The sequence below is a fragment of the Christiangramia sp. 3-2217-3z genome (assembly GCF_051195275.1).
In the GTDB taxonomy this organism is placed as follows: Bacteria; Bacteroidota; Bacteroidia; order Flavobacteriales; family Flavobacteriaceae; genus Christiangramia; species Christiangramia marina.
The window spans coordinates 1-3,358 of the sequence record NZ_JBNJLI010000026.1; the positions used below are offsets into that span (position 1 = coordinate 1).

At 31.7% G+C, this 3,358-nt stretch carries 4 protein-coding genes; all 4 read left to right on the forward strand.

Going from position 1 to position 3,358, the window contains the following annotated elements:
* Positions 1-128 precede the first annotated feature (128 nt).
* On the forward strand, positions 129-737 hold the full coding sequence (locus tag ACSHZO_RS15700; protein WP_298248402.1) for a hypothetical protein: 609 nt from the start codon (positions 129-131) through the stop codon (positions 735-737).
* A 159-nt stretch (positions 738-896) separates the two neighbouring features.
* The gene (locus tag ACSHZO_RS15705; protein ID WP_298248403.1) at positions 897-1,415 is read left to right on the forward strand and encodes a hypothetical protein; all 519 of its coding nucleotides are present in this window, start codon (positions 897-899) and stop codon (positions 1,413-1,415) included.
* A gap of 223 nt (positions 1,416-1,638) precedes the next feature.
* Positions 1,639-2,760 (forward strand): hypothetical protein, encoded by a 1,122-nt coding sequence (locus tag ACSHZO_RS15710; protein WP_298248404.1) that lies wholly within the window; start codon positions 1,639-1,641, stop codon positions 2,758-2,760.
* A complete protein-coding gene (locus ACSHZO_RS15715; protein ID WP_298248405.1) occupies positions 2,760-3,146 on the forward strand; it encodes a hypothetical protein in 387 nt (128 codons plus the stop codon). Before ACSHZO_RS15710 ends, ACSHZO_RS15715 begins: the two co-directional genes overlap by 1 nt.
* The last annotated feature ends 212 nt before the right edge of the window (positions 3,147-3,358 follow it).

A 3,358-nucleotide genomic window follows, 5' to 3' on the forward strand; every position in this document is an offset into this window, starting at 1 on the left:
TCGCAAATAACGGGTATTGTGGAAAAAGTGTAATTTTAGAAACCAAGAAAGAAAATGATTAATCCGACAAGTCCGCGGCCCTACTCCCGCAACTTGCGATAACCGGAACCGTTGTACACAATTATTTTATGAAAATTCTGCTAATAATTTTTGGTTTCTTCTTCATACAGCAAACTTTTGCTCAAACAGAAGATTTGCCGATAATATTCATAGATAATTGTTCTGGAAAAGTTATCCAGCCGTATTATGAATTTGATTCAGATAAAGAAAACGATAACCTCAAAATTCTAACATACAATATAGAAAGAGGAGAATGGCTTGCACAAGAAACTATAACAATTGACTTAAACGAAATTGATACGATTAGAACTTCAAAAATTTTGTTTGCTACAGAAAATTATTTGCATAGTCAAAAGTGGTATTTCTTGAACTGTGATAGCATATGCAATGGTGAAGAAAAAGAGTATTATTCTAATGGAAAAATAAAGCTTATCGGTGAATTTATAAATGGCAAACCCGAGAGAATTTCTTTCTATAGAAATGATGGAACTATAGAAACAAAAGAGATTTATTTTCCCAATTCATTATTGACTTCTCGAATCGAATATTATGATCAAAGCGGAGAATTAGAAGAATACGAGGTTTATAAACAAAGAAAGAATAGAACCATTATAACAACATTTGATAAGAACGATAATCCAATAAAAAAAGAGGAACAAAAAAATTATATCGAGTAAAAATAACTGTGTACAACAGCGGTTCATCTCAAATTACCGGTATTGTAGAAAAAGTGTAATATTAAAAATCAAGAAAGAAAATAGTTAATCCGACAAGTCCGCGTCCTTACTCCCGCAACTTGCGATAACCGCAAACCGTTGGCACGCATGCATAAGATTATGAGTAAAAAAGAATATTTCAATCAATACGAATCATATATCGCGGATAAAGTTTTTCTTATTGATGAAACTTCTCAAGTAGAAAATGAGACTTATGAAAATATGCTATCATTTACTATTTCTAAAAAGTATTTGGCTAAACTCAAAGCTACCGATTTTATAAGTTTTCTGTCTCGCATAAAGGAGAATAGAAAGTCTCAGCTCAATGTTTCTAAAACTATCTCTGATTTATTTTACTATATATGGCATGATGAGATGGCCGGACAACTCCGAGTAAATTTTATCAATTCTAATCACTCCGAATTACCATTTGGAGCAGATTTAGAATTCACTTCGAACGAAGTTGATATTATCGATGAATTTCTAAACTCCGAATATCTAGATGAAATAACTTGGAATAAATTGTCTGATGATACTGGAGATCCTGAAAACAAGGAAAGCACTGAAATAAGTAATTTCAAATTAAAAGTTTATAAAGAAATTATTAGAAAAGATGCACGTCGTGCCAACATCGGTTAATCGCAAATTACGGGTATTGCCGAAAAAGTGTAATTTTAGAAACCAGGAAATAAATTAGTTAATCCGACAAGTCCGCGTCCCTATTCCCGCAACTTGCGATAACCGTAACCGTTATGCTTCATTAACTAAAGAGAGATTCGAATTCATAAATTCTGAGAATCATAAAGAGAAATAAAATTTGAAATTATATATTTGACAATAGAAAGGTTTAGCCTATTAACCAATGAATAATAAGATAGAAATTTTCGCTCCTAAATTCGAAGGTGATCGTTTTACAGAACATAGATTACCCTTAGAGTTATTGGAAGATCTTACAGCGTTACAAGAAATGACTATCGCTATGGCTAAACACTTGTATTTAGAAAAAAATCAGGATAGGCAAAGAATTCCAAAAAACTTTACCCAAGGAATATCATTCGAATTAGAAAGTTTAGAGCCAGGAAGTACTATTCCTAAAATAATGCTTGTATTTACAATGGCTGGAATGTTCCCACATCATAATGTTTCATTTTTTGAAGAAGCAAAAGAAAACATTATTAAAGCTGTTGAAGCTGCTGATAATGAAGGCGACATAAACAAATACGCTCCTGATTCTGTCCTCAATTACTTCAATAAATTTGGTAAAAAACTGCGTCAAAACGAATCTATAGAATTTAATCCTCATGGATCAAGTAAAGCTAGATTTACCAAGGAGACTAGAAGAAAACTGATTTTAGCGTCCTCTAAGTCTAATGAATATACAGAAGAAGTAAAGATTCGAGGAACAATTTTCGAAATGGATCAAGACAAATCTACTTTCCAAATTCAATTAGTAAATAATAAAAAAATTGAATCATCCTACAATGATAATAATGAGGAAACTGTAAAAAAAGCATTTAACGGCTATACAAGTGGACAAAAAGTTCTTATTGATGGTATAGGAAAATTTAGTAAAAATTCTAAATTGATAAGAATCGAATCTATAGAAGAAATCAATTTAATAGAAAGTACTGATACCGGTTATAGGCTTGAAGAATTATCCCTATTAAAAGATGGATGGCTCGAAGGAGAAGGTTTGTCACTGGATAAGAATGGAATTGAATGGTTAAGTGATAAATTAGATAGTAATTTCAATATTGAAGAAATTGAAACCTATATTTTTCCAACGTTGGATGGTAATACTCAGTTCGAATGGTCATCAGACAATTGGGAAGTATCATTAAAAGTTGACCTTAAAGAAAGAAAAGGAACACTTCACAAATTAAATCTTAGAGATGATTCAGATTTTGAAAAATCATTAGATTTAAATTTAGAAGATTCATGGGTTCAATTAAATAAAGAACTACAACAAACCTTTGGAATATAATGCAAGAGGATTCATTGTTACATAGACAGGTTCATCCCTCTTTTGTTCAAGGCGATAAAATATCCTCACAGGTTTTTACTTCTCAAGTTTTTAAACCTACTCCAAAAGATGATAACTTGCTTTCAGTTTACAACGGCGAAATATTTGAAGCAGAAGAGTCTTACGAACATTATACAGAAGATGGTAAAAAATCTGTAGGAACTGTTTCTGTTTCGAGAAAGGAATGTGATTCAAATGATTTACCAGTGAACCTTGACAATGATCCATTTGAAGGTCATTGTTCAATAGATTATTCTGGACTTTCAAACAAAGATATCTCCAAAAAAGCAAAAAAATTAAAGGCACTAGCTACTGAAAGAGGTTGGCAATATCAAGCTAGTAATTAGTTAAGTAAACGAAGCATAACATCGGTTCATCGCAAATAACGGGTATTCTAGAAAAAGTGTAGTTTTAGAAACCAAGAAAAAAAATGATTAAGCCGACAAGTCCACGTCCCTACTCCCGCAACTTGCGATAACCGTAACCGTTAGCCCTAATATGAGAACAAGATTTATTTTTATAATATTCATTTTTACAACTATAAAAAGCTTTGCTTGTA

Excerpts from the sequence above, each read along its gene's own strand:
- ACSHZO_RS15715 (WP_298248405.1), top strand. The coding sequence starts at position 2,760 with ATGCAAGAGGATTCATTGTTACATAGACAGGTTCATCCCTCTTTTGTT.
- ACSHZO_RS15710 (WP_298248404.1), top strand. The coding sequence starts at position 1,639 with ATGAATAATAAGATAGAAATTTTCGCTCCTAAATTCGAAGGTGATCGT.
- ACSHZO_RS15700 (WP_298248402.1), top strand. The coding sequence starts at position 129 with ATGAAAATTCTGCTAATAATTTTTGGTTTCTTCTTCATACAGCAAACT.
- ACSHZO_RS15705 (WP_298248403.1), top strand. The coding sequence starts at position 897 with ATGAGTAAAAAAGAATATTTCAATCAATACGAATCATATATCGCGGAT.